The organism is Pseudoalteromonas sp. RWi3 (genome assembly GCF_054960735.1).
In genome coordinates this window covers 62,705-82,313 of the sequence record NZ_JBHNYL010000007.1, presented here as the reverse complement: position 1 = coordinate 82,313, position 19,609 = coordinate 62,705, and the positions used below count along the sequence as shown (strand labels likewise).

Annotated in this window: 12 protein-coding genes; 3 read left to right on the top strand and 9 right to left on the bottom strand. The window is 40.1% G+C overall.

Annotated elements, in window-relative coordinates; all coding sequences use genetic code 11:
• Nucleotides 1-188: 188 nt before the first annotated feature.
• From ACFI4Z_RS11095 to ACFI4Z_RS11085, 3 genes are all read right to left on the bottom strand, one after another.
• The gene (locus ACFI4Z_RS11095; protein WP_462670652.1) at nt 189-335 is read right to left on the bottom strand and encodes a hypothetical protein; all 147 of its coding nucleotides are present in this window, start codon (nt 333-335) and stop codon (nt 189-191) included.
• Nucleotides 336-561: 226 nt separating this feature from the next.
• Nucleotides 562-1,803: an HlyD family efflux transporter periplasmic adaptor subunit gene (locus ACFI4Z_RS11090; RefSeq protein ID WP_462670651.1), complete on the bottom strand. Its 1,242-nt coding sequence runs from the start codon at nt 1,801-1,803 to the stop codon at nt 562-564.
• 137 nt (nt 1,804-1,940) lie between these two features.
• A complete protein-coding gene (locus ACFI4Z_RS11085) occupies nt 1,941-2,957 on the bottom strand; it encodes a metalloprotease (RefSeq protein WP_462670650.1) in 1,017 nt (338 codons plus the stop codon).
• 144 nt (nt 2,958-3,101) lie between these two features.
• On the opposite strand from ACFI4Z_RS11085, the gene ACFI4Z_RS11080 reads away from it, so the two are divergent.
• Complete coding sequence (locus ACFI4Z_RS11080) at nt 3,102-4,313, top strand: EAL domain-containing response regulator (RefSeq protein WP_462670649.1); 1,212 nt, start codon at nt 3,102-3,104, stop codon at nt 4,311-4,313.
• A 2-nt stretch (nt 4,314-4,315) separates the two neighbouring features.
• On the opposite strand, the gene ACFI4Z_RS11075 is transcribed toward ACFI4Z_RS11080, so the two are convergent.
• Nucleotides 4,316-5,386 carry a hemolysin family protein gene (locus tag ACFI4Z_RS11075; RefSeq protein WP_462670648.1) on the bottom strand — a complete coding sequence of 357 codons (1,071 nt, stop codon included), beginning with the start codon at nt 5,384-5,386 and terminating at the stop codon, nt 4,316-4,318.
• 82 nt (nt 5,387-5,468) lie between these two features.
• Between ACFI4Z_RS11075 and ACFI4Z_RS11070 the strand changes: the two genes are divergently transcribed.
• Both ACFI4Z_RS11070 and ACFI4Z_RS11065 read left to right on the top strand, forming a co-directional pair.
• Nucleotides 5,469-7,964 (top strand): alpha/beta hydrolase family protein, encoded by a 2,496-nt coding sequence (locus ACFI4Z_RS11070; protein WP_462670647.1) that lies wholly within the window; start codon nt 5,469-5,471, stop codon nt 7,962-7,964.
• Nucleotides 7,965-8,113: 149 nt separating this feature from the next.
• Nucleotides 8,114-8,818: a response regulator transcription factor gene (locus tag ACFI4Z_RS11065; RefSeq protein WP_099295552.1), complete on the top strand. Its 705-nt coding sequence runs from the start codon at nt 8,114-8,116 to the stop codon at nt 8,816-8,818.
• Nucleotides 8,819-8,834: 16 nt separating this feature from the next.
• Here the strand turns inward: ACFI4Z_RS11065 and ACFI4Z_RS11060 are convergent, their stop codons facing one another.
• The 5 genes from ACFI4Z_RS11060 to ACFI4Z_RS11040 all read right to left on the bottom strand — a co-directional run bounded on the left by ACFI4Z_RS11060 (nt 8,835) and on the right by ACFI4Z_RS11040 (nt 19,586).
• Nucleotides 8,835-10,346, bottom strand: a complete 1,512-nt coding sequence (locus ACFI4Z_RS11060; protein ID WP_462670646.1) for a YifB family Mg chelatase-like AAA ATPase — start codon at nt 10,344-10,346, stop codon at nt 8,835-8,837.
• Nucleotides 10,347-10,381: 35 nt separating this feature from the next.
• Entirely contained in the window at nt 10,382-10,996 is a 615-nt protein-coding gene (locus ACFI4Z_RS11055) for a trimeric intracellular cation channel family protein (RefSeq protein WP_099295550.1), read from the bottom strand.
• A gap of 72 nt (nt 10,997-11,068) precedes the next feature.
• Nucleotides 11,069-11,440: a hypothetical protein gene (locus ACFI4Z_RS11050; RefSeq protein ID WP_462670645.1), complete on the bottom strand. Its 372-nt coding sequence runs from the start codon at nt 11,438-11,440 to the stop codon at nt 11,069-11,071.
• 47 nt (nt 11,441-11,487) lie between these two features.
• The gene (locus ACFI4Z_RS11045) at nt 11,488-14,994 is read right to left on the bottom strand and encodes a PKD domain-containing protein (RefSeq protein WP_462670644.1); all 3,507 of its coding nucleotides are present in this window, start codon (nt 14,992-14,994) and stop codon (nt 11,488-11,490) included.
• Nucleotides 14,995-15,572: 578 nt separating this feature from the next.
• A complete protein-coding gene (locus ACFI4Z_RS11040; protein WP_462670643.1) occupies nt 15,573-19,586 on the bottom strand; it encodes a hybrid sensor histidine kinase/response regulator transcription factor in 4,014 nt (1,337 codons plus the stop codon).
• Nucleotides 19,587-19,609: the final 23 nt, after the last annotated feature.

Sequence of the window (19,609 nt, the reverse complement as noted above, 5' to 3'; positions counted from 1 at the left end):
TTTTTTAAGATACGTCATTAAGCAGAGTGTAAGCAAAAATAATAAACTAATTATTTTAAACTCTCCATGATCCACAAAGTATGCAATATTAACCATAAATATAAATAAGATGAATATTTTCATGAAACCCCTTAATTACTTGTAAAATAAAAGAGGGGACTTCCCTTTCCCCCCTATAAATGGACAATTTAAGGATTACTAGAATCCCCTGTAGCTCCTTCAGTCAAAGGAGCAGAGGCAACTGCAATAGCTTTTCTTGCCTTCCAGGCAGCTCTTATAAGCCCCAATATACCACCATTCACTTGTTGAATTTCTTTTACGTTTAATTCACGCATTTTGTTATACTCCATAAATCCGATACTTTTAGCCAAGTCATCGGGTTGTTAATATGCTCAACCTTTACCATAAAGGTGAGCGGTTAATTAGGCTGGCTTTAGCTGTTCTCGCTAAAGTTTGACTAAAGTCAGCCACTCTCTTCTCTGCTTAATATTACTTATTACAGCAAATTAAACAGATGAATTTTTGCTTTTATCGGAATAAATTGCGACCTACAATTTACAGTTAATTCACACGCCCTTTTAGGCTATACAGCGGCTCAAGCAGCCATTCAATCAGTTTACGCTGCTCTAGCATAATATCTGCCTCAAACAACATGCCACTTTTTAACTCAAATGCTTTACCATAAGCCTGCATTTGCTGTTGGCTGAGTGTTACCCGCAGGCGGTACACTGGCTCTTGCAGTGCAATGGGCAAGCGTATTTCATTTGGGGTAATGAGTGCCTTATCAATACGGCTAATTTTACTGTTAATAAAACCAAAGCGTTGATAAGGAAAGGCATCAAAGCGCAAGCGCGTATCGTTACCAAGCGCAATAAACCCTGCTGAGCGTGTTGGTAGCAGCAATTCCGCCACTAGCTCTGAGCCTTCAGGAATAATATGCAGTAGCGGTTTGGATTGAGTGAGTGTTTCACCCTCAACCACTTGAATGCCAGTAACAACACCGCTGTTACTGGCTGTTATGGTATATTGATAGTTACTTTTAATTTGTGTGAGCTGGTTTTGAATATCCGCTTGTTGGCGTTTAAGGCTATTTATACGCAGCGTGTATTGCTGGGGTACATTAGCAATACTAAAGTTAAGTTGGCTTAACTGGTTTTCTTGCTGCATCAGCAAACGCGCTAGGTTTTGTTTTTCTTGCTTAACATCTAACAGGGCTTGCTGTTGTTGCTCACGCTCAATATTTGATAAAAAGCCATTTTTATTAAGCTGGTTGATATTACTTTGTTGACGGCTAAGTAGTGCGAGCTTTTCATCGGTCAGTGTAATCTGGTTTTTTAATGCCACTTGCTCATTAGTTAGCGCACGTTTTTGCGCTTGCAAGTTAAGTAATTCTTGTTCTTGTAGGGTATGGTTTTGTGTTATTTCGTCATTAAGCAATTGTATTTGCATACTTAACTGCTCAACAAGCTGGGTACTTAAGGCAATACCTTGGCTGTTATTTTGCTGCACAATGATGGTCACCAAAGACTGACCTTTAGTAACGGCATCGCCTTCTTGTACCAACAACTGCTCAATCATGCCACCTTGATTAGCAAAGCTTTTAATTACCCCTTTATTGGGCATTAAAAAACCGCGCACGGTTTCTTTGCGGGAGTATTCTGCGGTAAACAAGAAGGTAATAACTGCGATAGCCACACAAGCCAAAATAAGCACAGTTAATTTTATTGATAGTGGTTGTGTGAGGGTAATCGACCCTGTTAAGCGCTCACTTTGCTGAGCGACAGCTTCCTTTCTAAATAACATCCCTGAATATCCGATGGGCTAATTCCCGATTTCAGGAAAGTACCTTTTAAAAAACAAAATAGCAACAATAAAAAACAATAACAACCGAGCAAAAAAAATAGCATTATGAGCAAAGTTTGATCTGCCATACTGTTTTTTTAGCTCGATAAAATTGTCATCGGTAGGCTAAGTATTGGATTTTCAGAATCTGCAAAATGCATCATCACTGCTACATGGCCTACAACTACCAGCGCATACATTACTGCTGAAAAGCCTTGTCCATATTTATCTAATGGCAGTAAATGTGAGTGATGCCGGCCGCGCCATTCAAAGGCAATTTCCAGCGCGCCAATGAACAAAAAGAACACCAGTAACATTAAGCCAAAGGTATAGCTTATCCACAATCCAAATAACACCCCTAAAATACATATACTCAAACCTACCCATGAGCGCATTGAAAAGCTAATACTTTTTAATACATGCCCACCATCGAGCGGTAGAATAGGCAGTAAGTTAAATAAATTAAGCAATGCACTGAGTACTGCGACTCCAGCAAAAATTTCCATCTCGGTGGAGTAATAAAGCACCACCCCCAATACAGAAGTGATTAGACCAAACGCGGGTCCCATTAAAGAGATCACCACATCTTGCCAGCGAGTAGTTATTTTATCGTCGCTCACAGCAAGACCACCAACAAAGGGAATTAAATAAATACCTTTGGTTTTTATGCCGAAGTACTTCATTGCTCTTACATGCCCGTATTCATGAATGACTAAACACGCAATAAGCATTAAGGCAAATTCAAAGGTAAAAAGCCACGCATAACCTGCAACTGACGCTCCTGCTAATGCCGCCTTAACCACTTTTGCACTCTTAAATACCTTAAAGCCTAGGGCAAATAAACCTAACAGCCCTTGCTTAGGCTTGGCTTTTTGTACCTCAGGGATCGCAAGCTTTTGTACCAGATGGTCATTAATATGCAGCAGTAGCATCTGCTCATGCACTTCGCTGGTATCTATACCAACTCGATTTCCCTCTAACTCAAATTCAACATAGTGTGTTCGTGGGCTATCAAAACTAATTGCTTGGTCAGATTGAAAAATTTGCACAATTTTTTGCTCTGCAAGCATTAACCTAAATGCCTGCTCTGCAAGAGTTAATTGTATTTGAATCATAATACTTAAAGCCTAAAAAAGAGTGGCGTTAGTATACCTATTTTTCGGTTTTAATTTGTGAAATTATTTTATCCTAAATACTGACTTTTTCTTGGTTTGCAGCTACTTTTATACTAATACCTGCTTTAAATTCAAGGAGTGAATATGACCAAATTAGCCAAAAACATTCTCGTAGTTGATGATTCCAAAGCTATTTTAGTGGTGATGGAAGCTATTCTAAACGAACTTGAAATCCCCAATATTACAACATGCTTAAGCGCGCAAGAGGCATTGCATAAAGTAAAAAATGCCTCATTAAAATATGATGCAGTTTTCACTGACCTTAATATGCCTGATATGGATGGAATGGAGCTTATTAGGCACTTAGGTGATATGAATTATCCAGGTGCGATTGTTATTATTTCTGAAATGGATCATAAAGTTATTGATTTAGCAGCAGATCTAGCAAAAAGAAGTAATGCACATTTAATTGGTAACATAGTAAAACCAGTGCAGCTCACTCAAGTGCACACGCTACTTAAAAAACTAGACCATTTAGCTTCGCATATAGAAAAGCCCATTGAATCTATTGATGAATCACAGTTATTACATGCCATTAGCCACAATGAAATAACCCCCTTTTATCAACCAAAAATTAACCGCTACAAAAATAAAATCACCAGTGTAGAAGTGCTCGCGCGTATTGTCACTGCAAACGGGCAGCAGTTATTACCCGATCATTTTATTAGTGTTGCTGAAGATCTTGATTTAATTAATTTGATCACGTTCCAGCTGTTTGAAAAAGCCACTACAGATTTTATCGCATTGAAAGAATGCTTGGGTTATAAATTTAAGTTAGCTTTCAATTTGTCGCCTTGCCAGTTAGAAGATTTAAGCTGCCCCGACAAGCTAGCACTTATACTAAAGCTTAATAATTTAACGCCTAGCGAAATAATTTTAGAGATAACAGAACAACACGCTCTCTGTAGCAGCGCGCAATTAGAAACCTTGAATCGATTAAGAATTCGCGGTTTTGATATTTCTTTAGATGACTATGGCATCGGCTTTACTAATGTAAATCAACTTAAAACCTTGCCCTTTAGTGAAGTGAAAATTGATAGGACTCTAATTAGCCATATTGAAACCGACCAATTCTCTCAAGTAATCACCAGTAGCTTGGTTAATATTGCCATACAGGAAGGAATTTCAATTGTTGCAGAAGGCATCGAGCGCATTGAAGAGCTCGAATACTTAGACCGCTTCAAAGAATTTATCTTGATGCAGGGCTTTTTAATTTGCAAACCTAAATCAAGATCCGAATTCACTGCATGGGCAAAGTCATGGTTACAAATGGTTAAGGACACTAATCAACACTGACTTTATTTTTTATCGTCGCCTTCGTCTTCACTAAGTAATTTATCTGTATTGGCTAAACGCTGTCGCCAACGTTGCTTAGCGACCATTTGCATATCTGCAGATTGGTCACGTTCGTCCATAATATTAAGCCCCATTAATGACTCAATCATGTCTTCAAGGGTTACAATACCTTGCACATCGCCATATTCGTCAATTACCAAACATATATGCGTTCTTTGTGCTAATAAGGTGTGCAGTAGTGTAGGCACATAAAGCGTCTCTGGAACTGTATATAAAGGTTTAACTAACTTACTTATTTTGTAGTCTTCACCCAGTCGATGGTATGCCAGCATAATGTCGTTTTTATGCACAAAACCAATAATATCATCGCCATCTTTATCGTAAACTAACACACGCGAAAACGACGAAGACCCATGTTCAGCCAAATATTGGTGCACAGTGATATCTTTATGTACTTTAAATAATACAGTGCGTGGCGTCATTATGGAGTCGAGCGTAGCATGTCTAAAATGCAACAAACTACGAATAATTTCGGACTCTTCCTGATGTAGTGCGCCCGACTCAGTGCCAATGTCAGCCATTGCTTCAATTTCTTGTCGAATATAAAACGCTTCATCATAGTTGCGGCCCATCAAATTAGTTAGCTTTTCAGCAAACCATACAAAGGGTTTTAATAAAATGACTAAATACACCAGCCCTCGAGCTACAACTGGGGTCAATGCACGCCAATAATTAGCACCGAGTGTTTTGGGAATTATTTCTGATAATACTAATACAAGTAGTGTCATTATGGCTGATGCAATACCCACTGCGGCATCAGAGAAAACAACAGCTGCTTGCGCTCCTACACCAGCAGCACCTGCGGTATGCGCAACGGTATTTAAAGTTAAGATAGCTGCTAATGGTTGATCTACATTCTTTTTTAGTTTTTCAACACATTGAGCCAGCTTTGGGTTTTGTTTACGCAACAAAGCAACATAGCTTGGGGTGATGCTCAATAACACAGCTTCCATAATAGAACACAGGAATGAAATTAGAATAGCAACACACATGTAAACAATTAATAACGTCATTAAATCACTCTCATCGTTGGACTAATGAGCATCCTACCAATACATGATATATTTATCCAAATTATCGTTCTAAGGCTTAGCTATGACTTTCAATTTGTCTGTAAAATTATCAAATAAACGGGTGTTAAAGGCACTCAGTGTACTGGCTTTATACTCTGTCTCAAGTTCTGCTGGGGCTGCAGTGTTGAATAAGGATAACATCGCTTTTGCTGGCCCTTTGGCTGAGCAAATGCAAGTAAAGCCTTACCAAACTCCCCACCATGATGCAGCAATCAAAAATCTACTTCCGAGTTTACAAGCTAATAGCTCTCACATTTCAGTCTTTGGTGAGCAGCATAAATGGCAAGCATTGAGTAACGTAAACGCACTTACTCTGGGTGGAATACAGGCATTAAAATTTACCATACACACTGAACGTTTTAGTGAAGGTGCACTCAAGCTTAGCGGAATTGAAAAAGCCAAGTTGTTTATCGATGGCGTGGAGCTAACTGCCACCGATCATACTTACCAACTGGCACTAAGTAATGGCGAGCATAAAATTCTGATCATTGCAGAACAAGTCGCTAATTGGAATGAGGTGTCACTGGATTTTGAGCCTAAGTCAGAACATGACAAAATCACCATAAGTCAAAACCCGAGTAAAACTCTCTCTGCAAAGCAATTGTTTGATGCGCCGACTATAAGCATGTTGTCACTGTCACCTGATGCAGAACACTATATTGCCAGCACTCGCTCTTACAATGATGCTGCAGGCAATCAAGCACAAATAACAACGGTGCTTAAAGATCAAGACAACACAGTGCTTTATCGCTTTGAATCAGGCCAACCAAGTAATGTAATTTGGAGTCCTGATAACAAATCTGTTGTGTACTTAATTGACGGTAAATTAAAGAAATTAAATCGCAAAAACTTAGCACTTGATGTTATTGCTGAGAACTTAGAGGGCGCGAGCGCCTTTGCGTTTTATAACAACGATAGCTTAATTTTTACTTGGTCTAAGTATCCCAAAGCCGATACCAGTTTAACCAAGCATTACAGGGGTCTGCAAGATCGCTGGTCATATGCTCGCACCACTTCACAAGCTTATCTACTTGATATCAATTCTGGTTTAAGCAAAGCAATCAGCGAAGGTCCTTTAAACCATAGCATAGAAGACTTCAACAGCGAACAAGGTACAGTCTTATTAAGCCGAAGTGCTCACGCTATGGAAGCATCTACTCACCCTATCGCAGAGCTCGTTGAAACAACCCTTGCGACAGCAAAGCACAGTGTTTTAGGTCAATTTAAAACCTTTAATCAAGCTAAGTACACCGATGAAGGTATCTATGTTGTTGCAGGACCTGACTTTAAAGATGGTTTAGGCCGTAACATCCCACAAGATATGCTCGCCAATAACTATGATGGGCAGCTATATTTACTTGACTCTGATGGCAAAAAGGCCAAAGCATTGAGCAAAAACTTTGACCCAGCTATAGGTCAACTAAATGTGCTTAACAACGGTGATGCTGTTCTAAAAGTTACAGAGCAAGATACCCAACAACTGTATTTATTTGATTTAAGTAAAAACCGATTTAGCAAACTAAACTCTAAATTAGATGTTGTTGAGCAATTTAGTGTTTCTAAAAACCGCTCACCCGCTATTTTGTTCAGTGGCACAACAGCTTCTTCACCACAGCAATTAAAATATTTAAAGATCAGCAAAAATAGAGCAAGCACACTATGGGATTCGAAACCTTTAGCCTATGCGAATACGCAAATTCCAACGCTTGAAGAGTTTAACTTCACAAATAAACAGGGCGTTGAAATAAAAGGCCGCGTCTATTTACCAACCAATCTAGATAAATCTAAAAAGCATCCCGCTTTGATCTATTATTATGGTGGTACATCTCCGGTTTCGCGTGGTTTTACTGGTCGTTACCCATTTAACTTTTGGGCAGCTAATGGCTATGTTGTCTATGTTGTTCAACCAACTGGAGCAACAGGGTTTGGTCAAGAATTCTCAGCTAAACACGTCAATGCATGGGGTGAACATACAGCTGAGGACATTATGCAGGGCACTCAGGCATTACTTGAACAGTACTCATTTATTGATAAAAATCGTTTAGGTAATTTAGGTGCATCCTACGGCGGCTTTATGACCATGTTATTAGCGACTAAAACCGACATGTTTAGCGCGTCTATTGCCCATGCAGGTATTTCTAATATTACCTCGTATTGGGGTCAAGGTTGGTGGGGCTATTTATATTCTGGTGAAGCATCTAAAGGCAGCTTCCCGTGGAATAACAGTGAACTTTACAGTCAACGAAGCCCTGTTTTTCATGCAGATAAAGTAACAACACCATTACTTTTACTGCATGGAGACTCCGACACCAATGTGCCAGTTGGCGAAAGTCATAACATGTACACTGCACTAAAACTTCTTGGTAAGGATGTTGATCTGATTGAGTATAAAGGTGCTGACCATCAAATTTTTGCTCGCGATAAACGCTTTGATTGGTGGAGCACAATGCTTGCCTATTTTGATAAGCATTTAAAAGATGAACCACAATGGTGGCAATACTTATACCCTGAGAAATAATAAGGTATGAAAGAAAGGAAACAAAGCTTTCCTTTCTTTCTATTATTTGAGTTTATGCAAAGAAACTATCATAAACAGTACTTCAGTTGTTCTCTCCTTGCGCTAATGAGTGCTAATATGGAGACATCAATATAGGTAATTAAGATACTATGACTATTAATGTTTTACTGGTTGAAGATGATGAACTATTGGTTAAACGCATCATTAAACACTTTGCCCAGACTGAATTTCACATTGAAAATGATGCAACAGGTGCTCAAGCGCTTGAAATTGTTAGTTCACGTGAACATAGCAATAGTGCCATTTCACTTGCCATTGTTGATATTGTTCTACCTATGCGTGACGGGCTTCATTTAGCTAAAGAGCTCAATACCTTAACTGATATCGGTGTGATTATGCTTTCAAGCCGCGATTCACAAGCCGATAGAATTGCAGGCCTTGCCCAAGGTGCTGATGATTATATTTGCAAGCCAGTTGATCTTTTAGAGCTAGAGTTACGCATGCGTGCTCTGCACAAAAGGTTAAAAGGCAGCACCGATAATGACGAAAGTGAAGAGTTTATTGAATACGCCGACTTTAAACTCCATCCAGATAATCGCACACTGATTACTGCAAATGGCATTGAATCACGCTTAACTGAAGCAGAGCATAAAGTCCTTATATGCTTAATTTCGAACGCAGGTAAAGCGACGCCTAGAGAAAAAATATCAGAAGAAATAGGTCAACCTGATTGGAGCCCTAACGATCGAACTGTAGATGTTCTCGTTGGCCGTTTACGCAAAAAGCTGAGTGATGAAAAAGACCAAAAACGCATCGTAACTGTACGTGGCAAAGGGTACATGCTATCAATTTAAGCAAAATAACCAGCCGCTAATACTGTGTTAACTGCGAAATCAAACGCTCAAAGGCGCGATAATTAAGCGCCTCCTTTAATTGCGCTAATCCTATATTTTCCTTGCCTTTTAAATCACTAATTGTGCGCGCAACTTTTATTACCCGATGATAAGAGCGTGGTGACAATGACAGCTTTTCACTGGCTTTAGCTAAAAACTGTAACTCCGCGGGTGCTAATTCGCAGAATTTACTCATTTCTTTATTATTAAGCCGTGCATTTACTTTACCTTGTCTATTCAACTGGATGTCATATGCTGCTTCAACCCGCGCCCTTACCTGTGCACTACTTTCTTCGGGCGCTGTACTTTGTAACTGATTGCTACTCAACCGTGGTAGTTCTATTTGTAAATCAATCCGATCAATAAAAGGTCCTGACACTCGTGATAAATAGCGCATAACTTGATCTGGGGTTGCTCGCTTATCATTATGGCATCCTGTAGGGCTTGGGTTCAAAGCAGCAATAAGCTGAAACTGTGCAGGAAACTCCATTTGCCGCGCAGCCCTCGAAATAGTAACCGTGCCGGTTTCCATTGGCTCGCGCAGTGAATCCAATACTTTTCGTTCAAATTCTGGCAACTCATCTAAAAATAGTACACCATTATGAGCCAGAGATATCTCACCCGGTTTAGGATTTGAAGAACCCCCAACTAGGGCTACAGCTGAACAGGTATGATGAGGACTGCGAAACGGCCTTTTCCGCCAATTAGTTAAGTCGATTGATTGACCAATAATAGAGTACAACGCGGCACTAGAAAGGGCTTCTTCATCAGACATACTTGGCATAATTGTGGGCATACGCTGAGCAAGCATTGACTTACCTGTGCCAGGTGGCCCTAAAAAAAGTAAATTATGACCCCCGGCGGCCGCTATTTCCAATACCCTTTTAGCACCAGGCTGACCTTTAACATCACTTAAATCGTGAATAAAATGCGTGCAGTGAACACGCTCTTCATACTCAATGTTCAGTGGCAATGGTTGCTGATTCAACAAATCATTCCACACATCTTGTATTGAGTTGACCGCTTTACGAGACACGCCATTCACTAAGCTGGCTAAACTGTCATTTACAGCAGGCAGAAAACAACAACGCCCTTGCTCCTTAGCAGCCAATACCGACGGTAAAATAGCATTCACACCTCTTACTTCGCCATTTAACGCAAGCTCACCATAAAACTCATAGCGCTCTAATTCATTACAAACCACTTGTCCTGAGGCTACCAAAATACCCACAGCAATGGCTAAATCAAAGCGACCTCCATCTTTTGGTAAATCTGCAGGCGCAAGGTTAACGGTAATTCTTTGATCTGGAAAGCCAAATTGGGAGTTTTCCAGCGCACTTCTTACTCTGTCTTTTGATTCTTTGACAGAGGCTTCTGGCAAACCTACGATATGAAATGCTGGCAGACCATTACCTAAGTGAACTTCAACCATCACCTCTGGCGCTTGAATTCCTACCTGCGCACGAGAATAAATACGAGCTAACGACACATCCATTGTCCCTGTAATGTACTTTTTATTACAGTCTAGTCAGGATATTTAAAAATATGTAGTGTAAGTTGCCATTTCATTGCTGCAAGACGTAATAATAAGGTTGTTAGCATTGCTAAAACCATCGCAATTTCAGTCATCGCATTCAGTGAAACACTCTGAGTGTAAACTAACCCACCAGCAATACACGTAATGGCGTAAAGCTCACCTTTTAACAACATCGGGATATTACCTGCTAATACATCGCGTATCATACCGCCAAAACAACCTGTGATAATTCCCATAATAATCGCAGTGGTCGCAGGCATGCCTGCGAGTAGCGCTTTTTGCGTCCCCATTACAGCGAAAAATGCTAACCCAAATGCATCTGCAATTTGTAAGTGGTAAAGCGGTATCGATTTTTGCTTGTTGATCAATCTAGCTGTAATAAATACTGCGGCAAAAATAGCAATAAAATAACTTTGATCGTGCAGCCAAAATACCGGCACATCCAAGATCAAATCACGCACTGTTCCCCCACCAATAGCCGTAACAGTAGCGAGTACAAAAACACCAAAGCCATCCATTTTTTTATCGTACGCAATCAACGTGCCTGATACTGCAAATACGGCAACGCCAATTAAATCAAACCAGTGGTAAAGTTCAGTCATAGTTGTCGCTAAAAAGTAAACTAGGCGATTGTTTTAACACAATCATCAGCCACTTTTAAGCAATCTTAATAATTAATCTGCTTTTGCCGTCAATTCGATAAACTCAAGGCTTTGCGTCATGATATTTTCAGCCAATGTGCCATCAGAAAAAATTGATTCTTTATCAGCTGCTGAATCAGGGTTTGCAACCAGTTTTTTATAATCACTTTCAAGCTCAGCCCACAAGCTTCGCTGTTGTGCATTTAGTGAAGAAGTTTGCTTTCTTACCTTGTTTGCCTCTGAATAAGCTTCCTGTGCTTTTTCATATGCATTAACGATATCCTCTTCACTGCCTGAGCTGGAAAACAGATTATCACTAAACGCACTGACATCCTGCTGCACAGACTCAACTGTTTCACAGCCTGTAAGTGCGACCAAAAATATAACCAATAAGATTTTATACATTTTCTTAATCCTTAAAATAAAACGGAGCCGTTAGGCTCCGTCAAATGCTATTGTTTTATAAAGCTACCCATTACACTAATATGCAGGCTTGGATCCTCCTTATCAGGATGATTACCCGGTACTGTGACGCTAAAGGCTGCCACAGCATAGCCGTTCGCTATTACAGAGCTAGGAGTAATAATCATACCAAAGGTCGTATCTTGCGTTGCCGACTCAGGGCTTATTAACTTTAAACTCCCTAATTCAAGTGACCAGGCTCCCTCTCGAACTGTACCATCTAAATCAAAGCTAGCGGTTCCATCGCTGCGAACTTCAATCGCACGTTCAGTAGTAGTACCTTGCTCCATAAAACTAAATACATAATCACCAATAATATCTGCTGCGCTAAACTCTATTGGTTCTACGACGTTAGTTACTCGCTGGTCCACACCAAAGTCATTACCATCAAGCCACACCAATCTATTACCCTCACCCTTAATCACAACATAAGGTTCAATTTCCTCTGGCTCATCAGCTTGCATCTGATTAAGGTAGTAATCCAAGGTGACACTTAACAGTTCAGGATCGCCAGACGGATCTGCAGTATAAGTGTAAGTACCCGCATTAATTGCTGGTGTAAAACCAACCTCATGATCAAATTCAGTGAAATAACCATCTCCTTTAAACACTGCTAAGAAAAAGTCATTATTGGTAATTGAACCACTAAAGTAAGCACCTACATGAGGCTTACTTGGGTCATAAATACGGGTAAACCTATAATCCCCTTCACCTTCTACTGAAAAAATCAGCTCATCTGCATTAACCGTAATTTTTAATGGCTCGTCGCTGTCATAGCCAAATGCCCCATTAGTGTCTTCAGTTAAATTAACAGTAAGATCTCCTGTTGCTTCATTCCAAGTAAAATCACCTATTTCATAGCCAGGAAAAGCGTCAGTCTCACCTTCTACCGCTATTGATTGAATTTGAATCCACTTGCCATCACGCAAAACCAGCACTACATCAGGTTCATCGGCCAACTGCCATGCACCATCGAGCGGGTGTGTAGGTTGAGGACGAACAGTTTGTACATTTTCGGCTGCCATTGCTTCATCAAAGTACCAAGCTTGTGTATTTGCTTCATTACAGACTTCGCCCTGAGCATAAATACACACAGTGAGGAAGTTGCGATCAAAGTCCTTTATTTCGATTTGTTGATCACTAAATAAAAGTTTCCCAGAAGCTAAACTATAATCGTACGACTGCGAAACACCTGAGTTAGTAAAGCTAATTGTGTAACTACTAGGCTCGCCTTGCGAGTCATAGTTTGTCGCAATAGTTATTGTTTCTACCCCTTTGCTATTAGGCGTAAACAGTTCGATATAATTTACATTGGTTGGGTATCCGTTCTCATCAAAGCCTGGGTTCTCTTGAATCCAATAGGGTGCAAAACGTGTAACACCATACTCACCATTTGCAACTGAGAAATTACGAAGATGGGAGGAGTAATTTTGCGGCCTTTCTGAACCATCAAAATTAAAGAACCTGTATTTACGATAGGTAAAGTTTTGGTCATTGGCTGTTGCCAATAAACGTTGTGAAAACTCGCTGTATACTTGGCAGGTTTGGCCTTCAGGACACACTGGTTGAACACCGTTATCAGTGAAGTAGTTATAACGTAAAAACTCACCCTCACTGCCGATTTGCCACGAACGATAATCTTGGTTCAAATTAAAGTTCATTAAGCCATCAGCATACACATCGTAATGTAAATCAGTCTGTGGCGCGTTGTATCCCCGATAGATTGTCCATTTGCCCAGCAATTCGTTTGCACTAAATGCTAATTGATTATCTTTGATCATTAAGCCAGATGAAGTACGTGTTGATTCATCTGCTTTGGCGTTTAGTGATGACACAAATTGATACCCTACTTGAACATCCTTGATCAACCAAAACTCATAATCAAACACGGCCTCTTCATTGGTGTTGGTAATCACTAAGCGATTATCAATTATTTGCCAAGTGATACTAACAGGTGCTTTATCATTATCTCTGAGCGTTCCCGCACCGCCAGCAAGTAAATCAAATGATACGGCACTTCTTAAACCTTGAAATTCACTTGCACCATCAACAACCCAGGTGCCTAGTAGTTTATCGGCCGTAATGGCTATCGTCTGTTGCTTTTCAATTAAACTAAAGTTGGTTGTGCCTTCATATGAATCGTGAACATCACCTGTGCTGCTCCAGCGTCTTTCAAACTTTCTGTAAAGTTCAACGGTTTTATTCACATCGTTCTCAAGGAGTATGGTCATACCTAACTCTACTAGGTACTGACAACTCTCCTGCTGCTGATTATTCTCATCCATCATCATGGCGCAGCTCTCTAAAGCGGCCTCATCAAGTACCATGCTTATCGAGGGCCCAGTTTGTTGCCACGTAAAGTTTGTATCAAAACCAGTAAAACTAATGTAGCCCTTTTCCTCATCAAGAAGATGTAATTGCGCCGCAGCTGCGCGGTAAGATTGTGGCATTGTCAAAATGAATTCACCGGTTACATCACCAATGGTTTTGTCAATCAGGTCATCATCGTCTTTAATCGCTTTTTTAGTGGCCTCGATTAAGTCAGGGTCTTGACTCTCAACAGTGTTCACGAAGTTGTCAATATCGTTTGAATTAGACACTAACGCCAATGTTGAATCCACGCCTTCAGGGAGGGTATAGTTTTCATCATCTACTATAATTTTAATTAAAGATGCTAGTAATAGCTTTTCATTTGCATCAACAGCTAACAACGCATTTGAAAGTGAAGCTTCGTCTTGCACATCGCCATTATCGCGTTTAACCAAAGCATATTCAGCTGTACTCACATTGGTGATGTTCACGCCGAAGTTTTCATTTTTTGTCAAAGTCGCATCATCACCTGCTTGTGTAATTAAGGTTGCAACTGACTTTAACTGCGATACAAATTCAACTTCTGGGTTGATAGCGTTGTTCCCCAGTGCCACTAACCTTACAAGCTTATTAGCAAACGAGTCATCCACTTCAACTTTCACTGTGTATTGACCCGTTTCATCGGCGGTGACTTCAAAAAGGTCATCACCCACTTGAACAGCTATATTTGAAGAGACAATAGGCTCATCTGTGACAATTCCTGTAATAGTCACACTGAGCACTTCACGCTTTATATTAACCGTGATTTGAGCACTTTTGGTCGCACCTTCATTATCCGTCACCGTCACTTCAAGTACTAAATCGGTATCTTCTTCGATATTAGGCGCAGTAAAGCTAACATTTTCACTATCACTACCTGCTAACGTGACTGTAGGCCCTGAAATGGCTTGCCATGCGTAGCTTGTGATACTGCCATCACTGTCGCTGGCAACAGCGGTCAAGGACAACTCTTTTCCCTCGTTAACTTCTGCGTCACCAGAAATACTCACAGTTGGGCTGTTATTACTTATAGCTGGGGGCGTGGAGTCGCCACTATCGCCGCCTCCGCCGCCACAACCTGTGATAATAAAAGCACTCGTCAATAGTGCCAAAACACTCGAACGATGAAGCCTATTTGATACACTCATTTTATTTCCTTTTTCCCTGTTGCTGGCCCTATGTAAATCAATAAAACTGATTACACGACACAGATAAGCCAAATGAATAAATCAATAAATGAAAATAGAATGACGAGATACATCTTTTGCAAAATTAATTGGCAAATCCACTTATGCAATTGAGCCGCTATTCCATTACTCAGGTATCAATTTTTGGAGCACCTTTTCTACAAAAAGTAACTGGGATGATTCTAGTTTAACTTACTAAACACGGTGACTACATATGCGACCAATTTGTACTCATTCCCGACAAGTTTATAATTTTCAATATGATAGAGGCGTGAAACACTTGTGATATGAAATATTCTAATCAGGTATTGGCAAAGCAATAAAAGAAAAATAGCAGAGGCTAGCCTACTCTCCAGCCTCCACTTAAGGAGAGAAATTCGATGATTTATACATATTTACTATATGTAAGTGTCAGACCCATTAAAGCGAAGGGAGTTACATGCTAAAAAGGATGAATAAAGCATACCGCAAGACGCAAAAAAAACAGCGTCCATATCCGACCAATTTGTCTCCTCACACGACAAAGTAATAACTTTCAACTAATTAGATAACTGATATTCCTTTGCTGTCATCCCATATTTAGCTTTAAAGGCCTTAGAAAAATAAGAACGCGAGGTAAAACCGACATCTTCTATTACTAAATTTATCTGCCGACCCTGCAGTAATAAGTCTGCAGCCTTAGTAAGACGAAAATCTCGGATGAACTCAGTTGGGGAAAGGTTAATAAGCACTTTCAATTTTCGCTGAAATTGACGTTCACTAAGCGCTAACTCTTTTGCGCAACGTGGCACCGTCAGCTGCGTATCCGAGTAATGTAGATCTAGAAACGCATTTAAATTAACTAATAATTGTGTGTCTTTGGGATCTCGATTCACCGTACCACTTTTTGTTGATTCAGCTTGAATCTCATGTGGAGTATGTTGATGATATGTATTTTTCCATGCAATCCAATTATCGACTTTAACCAATAGCTCATCACGGTCAAAAGGCTTAGTAATGACATCGAGCGCAAAATGATTAAGTCCTTTTAAGCGGCTTTCGTGATCGCCTTTAGCGGTTAAAATAATAGCCGGAATATGGCAAGTAATACGACAGTTATGCGCTTCTTTTAATAGAGCAAATCCGTCCATTTTTGGCATCATCAAATCTGTAATTAATAAATCAGGTACATGCTTTTGCATTAATTCCATCGCAACTTTACCATTACTGGCCATCAGCACCTGATATTTAGCAGCTAACTCATTGTAAAGGTAATGCCTTAATTCATCATTATCTTCAGCAACTAACACGGTTGCCAAATCATCTTCGTTAAGATGTTGCTTAGTTTTGATTTGAAGATTATGTTGACTTTGCAATTGCTTAGGAGCACAAACCAGAGCGAATTTAACACTAAATTGAGTGCCTTTGAGCAATGTACTTTGTAGCTCAATTTGTCCAGCGTATTTATCTACGAGCTTTTTAACAATAGATAAGCCTACACCGCTGCCTTCTACATTTGTATTGCCTGCTGTTCGGTAGAACAAATCATAGACTTTACTGGCTTCCACCTCAGCAATACCCCGTCCAGTGTCTTTAAACTCTATTACTGCCTGTTGCTGCAAAGCATAAACCTTTAACTCAACTCTGCCTTGTGTAGTAAATTTGAATGCATTACTTAGCAGGTTATTAAATATTGTGATTAACCCTTCTCTGCTAGCGTGGATATAAAGAGCTTCTTCAATATCATATTCGAACACAATATCTTGCTCACCTAACACACTAAACTGCTCAGCAACCTCTCTGGCTATTGCCGACAATGAAATAGTTTTTAGTTCTTCATCATTGCTTTGATCAAAGTGCGTTAACGTAAGTAACTTATCTACTAATCCCTCGAGCCGTCGTGAATTGCGCAAAATTAAATCCAGATTAGCTCTTTTATTAGGGTTACTCTCATTCGTTAACAATGCCTGTGTTGGTGCAACAAGCAAGCTAAGCGGGGTTCGTAGTTCATGGGATGCATGAGTAAAGAAGCGAACTTTGCTTTCTAACGTGTGCCCAAGCGCAGTAGCTTGCTTTTCAATCACTGACTTTTGCGACTCAATCTCTTGGGTTCTCAATACCACGCAACGCTCTAGTTCACTCTTTTGATTACGTAATCGCTGTGTCCATAGACTAATACATATCCAAACAAATATTGCACACAAGAGGCAATAAATAAAATAAGCCAATGAGCTTTGCCACCACGGAGTAAGTACATGTAGGTTTAACATCAACGGAGCGAGTGCTTTCCCACCTAAATGTGAATTTGCTTCAACAACAAGCTGATAATTTCCTGCCGGTAAATTTGTATAATCAATCGAAAGACTTGCTCCTTTCGCTGAACGCCATTGTTGTTCAAAGCCAATTAATCGATAGCGATAGACATTGGTTTTAGGTTCTGAGAAGTGCAAAAGATTAACGGCAAGCGAAATACGTTTTACTGAGTGAGGGATCTCCAGTTGACGATTTTTCTCAACCTCATAATGCATACCTAATTGGCTACCCATGCTGTTGCTTAGAGGCTGGTCATCAAACTTTAGCTTGGTTAATGCTAGTTTAGCAGGTAGTTGAGGTTGGTATTCATCGGACGAAAAAACGGTTAGGCCTTGTGTTCCGCCAAAAATGACTTTTCCTTGCCGCGTTTTGAGATACGCCCCTGCATTAAACTCATTTCCTTGAATGCCATCTTTTGCTTTAAAGTGCCTAATGAGGCCAGTCGAGCTATTAACTTTAGCAAGGCCATTGTTAGTACTGAGCCAAACCGATTCCTCGCCTTGTGCAACCAAACCATATACAACTTGGTTAGGTAAGCCATCATCCAACCCGATGTGTGTAATTTGCCCTGTGCCTGCTTTTATAATATTGACCCCATTAGAGGTTGCCAGCCACATATCTCCGTTATCACGTAGTAAGAATGCTCGAACTGTATTGTGGCTTAACCCTTCGCCTGAAGGACGCTTTGTAAAATGGGAGAGGGAATCTAACTCGGTATTATACTTATAAGCACCAAAGCCATCTGTCGCAATCCAAAGCTCATTATTTTGCCCGTGATAAAGGCTGGTCACTCTTGGGGCATCTATGAGCAAAGTTGTATTGGGTTGCGGCTTACTGTAGCTAATAAATTTTTGCGATTGAATATCAAATTTGAATAAGCCCCCACCATTCGTTCCCACCCATACATTGTTGTTACTATCGGCTAATAAGCTATAGATACTATTCTCATACAACCCATGCTTCCCCTCCTCTGCATGATATGCGATCAATTCACCTTGTTTGGTGATAACATTAATGCCGCGCTCCCACGTTCCAATCCACGTATTGCCTAACCCATCTTGGGTAATGACTTTGATTGCGTTGCTTGATAATGCTATTGGGGATGAATGTTTATCTAGGTGGTCTACACGGTTAAAGTTTTTATCAAGGATATCAATACCGGCCCCCCAACTCCCATACCATAGCCGCTGCTTAGAGTCTTCATGAAGAGCCCAAGCATCATTACTGGATAAAGGGGCTGGTTTACGTAATTTAGTAAAGCTCAACGAGGCTGGATCTAACTTGCTAATACCATTCGCTGTACCAAACCACATAATACCTGATTGATCTTTAAATACACTGTACACACGATTATGCGCTAAGCTGTAGCGATCAAAAGGGTCATGTTTTAAATGAGTGAAGCGCTGTGTTTGCTGGTGATAAATACTGACACCACCACCACGTGTTGCAAACCAAGTTCGGCCTTGCTCATCGAATTCAATATCACGGATTTGGTTACTTGAAATGCTCTCAAAATCTTGTTCATCATGGCGCCAATTGGTAAATATCCGTTTTGTTAAATCGATTTTATAAGCGCCGCCTCCTTGGGTTGCAATCCATACGTGAGCATTAGCATCTTGCTTAATGGCATAAATACTTGGATAGATAGGCTCAGCTTTAAAGATGTCTTCTAACATAGCTGGCAATAAGGTGTCGGTTTGTAAATCATAGTGGGTTAAACCGCTACCATTACTGCCAATCCATAGAATATTATCTATTTTTTCAAGTGCGTAAATCGGCTTTTTTAGATTATCGACGAGCGTATCAATTTTTGATGAGTCACGGTTTATACGATACACAACACCGTCAAACGTACCAACAAACAGCCATTTTTCATAAAGGAGTAGTGCAGTAATGCGCTTTTCATTTAACAAAGGAGTAGAAAAAGCGTAATTAAATAAGTTTAACTGATTAACCCCCCCATAGCGCGTGCCAATAACTAACTGATTTTGATTATCTAGGGATAATGGGTAAATGTAATTGTTTGCCAACGAATTACTATTTTTATCCGAGGCCTTAAACACTTCGAAACGGTTCCCATCAAAACGGTTTAAACCATCTTGTGTTGCAAACCACATAAAACCAAGTTCATCTTGCTCTATGCTAAACACTATACTTTGAGACAAGCCATCTTCTATTGTGTAATGCTCAAAAGCCGCTAAGGCATTACTTAATTTGAGTAAGATTAATACACCAAGTAAAAACCCTAGCTTTAACCGCATCAAAAACCCTTTACTCTACTCAT

What these genes read in the sequence shown, in the direction of transcription:
- ACFI4Z_RS11095 (WP_462670652.1), bottom strand. Translation starts at nt 335, where the DNA reads ATGCGTGAATTAAACGTAAAAGAAATTCAACAAGTGAATGGTGGTATA.
- ACFI4Z_RS11090 (WP_462670651.1), bottom strand. Translation starts at nt 1,803, where the DNA reads ATGTTATTTAGAAAGGAAGCTGTCGCTCAGCAAAGTGAGCGCTTAACA.
- ACFI4Z_RS11085 (WP_462670650.1), bottom strand. Translation starts at nt 2,957, where the DNA reads ATGATTCAAATACAATTAACTCTTGCAGAGCAGGCATTTAGGTTAATG.
- ACFI4Z_RS11080 (WP_462670649.1), top strand. Translation starts at nt 3,102, where the DNA reads ATGACCAAATTAGCCAAAAACATTCTCGTAGTTGATGATTCCAAAGCT.
- ACFI4Z_RS11075 (WP_462670648.1), bottom strand. Translation starts at nt 5,386, where the DNA reads ATGACGTTATTAATTGTTTACATGTGTGTTGCTATTCTAATTTCATTC.
- ACFI4Z_RS11070 (WP_462670647.1), top strand. Translation starts at nt 5,469, where the DNA reads ATGACTTTCAATTTGTCTGTAAAATTATCAAATAAACGGGTGTTAAAG.
- ACFI4Z_RS11065 (WP_099295552.1), top strand. Translation starts at nt 8,114, where the DNA reads ATGACTATTAATGTTTTACTGGTTGAAGATGATGAACTATTGGTTAAA.
- ACFI4Z_RS11055 (WP_099295550.1), bottom strand. Translation starts at nt 10,996, where the DNA reads ATGACTGAACTTTACCACTGGTTTGATTTAATTGGCGTTGCCGTATTT.
- ACFI4Z_RS11050 (WP_462670645.1), bottom strand. Translation starts at nt 11,440, where the DNA reads ATGTATAAAATCTTATTGGTTATATTTTTGGTCGCACTTACAGGCTGT.
- ACFI4Z_RS11045 (WP_462670644.1), bottom strand. Translation starts at nt 14,994, where the DNA reads ATGAGTGTATCAAATAGGCTTCATCGTTCGAGTGTTTTGGCACTATTG.
- ACFI4Z_RS11040 (WP_462670643.1), bottom strand. Translation starts at nt 19,586, where the DNA reads ATGCGGTTAAAGCTAGGGTTTTTACTTGGTGTATTAATCTTACTCAAA.